At 74.9% G+C, this 1,318-nt stretch carries 1 protein-coding gene; it reads right to left on the reverse strand.

Annotated elements, in window-relative coordinates; genetic code table 11:
* On the reverse strand, positions 1–919 hold a 919-nt coding region (locus E2C06_RS40560; protein WP_133293387.1), incomplete at its 3' end, for a class I SAM-dependent methyltransferase.
* Positions 920–1,318 lie beyond the last annotated feature (399 nt).

Genomic DNA, 1,318 nt, shown 5'->3' on the forward strand with positions numbered 1-1,318 from the left:
CCCGACGGGCCGGGCCGCTGAGCCGCCAGGCCAGGCTGGCCTCGATCGCCGCGGCCCGGTCCGCCGCGGCGTCGCGGGACGCGAGCGCATCCTGCACAGCGCCCAGCGCCGCCGCCTGGACCTCGGCGATGCGGGCCGCGGCCGCGGCGGCGGATGCCTCGGCCAGGGCGAGGCGTTCCTGGATCGCGCCCAGCGCGGCGAAGCGGTCCCGCACCAGCGCGACCTGCCCCGGGTCCCGCAGCCGGCACAGCGCCGCCGCCGCCGCGGGCGGGTCGCTGCCCACCGTGACGAGGCCGAGCCCGTGCGCATGCAGGAATTCGAAGGCCGGGTAGGCTTCCCGCAGTTCCTGCATGAATCGCCGGACGCCGAAGCCCGGCCGGTGCTCGTTGGTGCCGTGCAGGATGACGACGCCGCGGCCCGAGAGCTTGGGCAGCCAGCCGGTGAAATCCGCGCGCACCGCCTCGTGGCCGTGGAAGCCGTCGATGTGCAGCAGGTCGACCGACCCGTCCGCGACCGCGTCCAGCGCCGCGGCGAAGGTGGCGCGCCGCAGCTTCGAGAAATGCCCGTAGCGCGGATCGTGGAAGGCCCGCAGCGTCTCGAGGGCCTCGTCGCCGTAGAAGCCGGCCTGCGGGTCGCCCTGCCAGGTATCCACCGCCATGCAGCGGGCCTCGATCCCGGCCTCCTCCACCGCCTGGCAGAAGGCGAGGTAGGAGACGCCGCGATGCGCGCCGAGCTCGACGATGCTGCGCGGCCGGATGGCCTCGACCAGCCAGAAGGCGAAGGGGACGTGGCCGTGCCAGGCGCTGTCCGCCTCGCCGGGGAGAGGCTGCCGGAACAGCGGGCCGATCGCCGGATCGAGCAGCGGCGCGAGTGCGTCATGGCCGGCAACGGCTTCGCGCGGCGACAGGTCCGCGCGCATCTGGAAGTCTGGCTTGGTCACCGCCCCAAAATGGAACCCTGGGTTGAATGTGGCAAGGAACAAAAAAGGTTGCCGTGGATCGGGGCGGGACTTCGCCCGTGCCGGCCGGCCGAGGCGGGATGGCTGCCGCCCTGCGGCCCGCACGGCCGCTGCCGGGCGGTTCCGCCGCAGGCTCCTTGCCAGGAACGCGGCCGGCCCTCAACGACCGCTGGTAGAAGGCTTGGCCGCCGTATATAGGCTCGGCCATGTTGGACGAGACCCTGCCCCGCCCGGCTGCGGCCCACCTGGCCCGCCCCGGCGCGACGCCGCTTTACGTCAGCGATGCGGCGCAGCCGCGCCGCCGCGCCGCGGCGCTGGAGGACCTGGCGACCGGGCTCAGGCGCTGGCGGCTGCCCGCCG

The organism is Dankookia rubra (assembly GCF_004355005.1).
Classification (GTDB): Bacteria; Pseudomonadota; Alphaproteobacteria; order Acetobacterales; family Acetobacteraceae; genus Paracraurococcus; species Paracraurococcus ruber_A.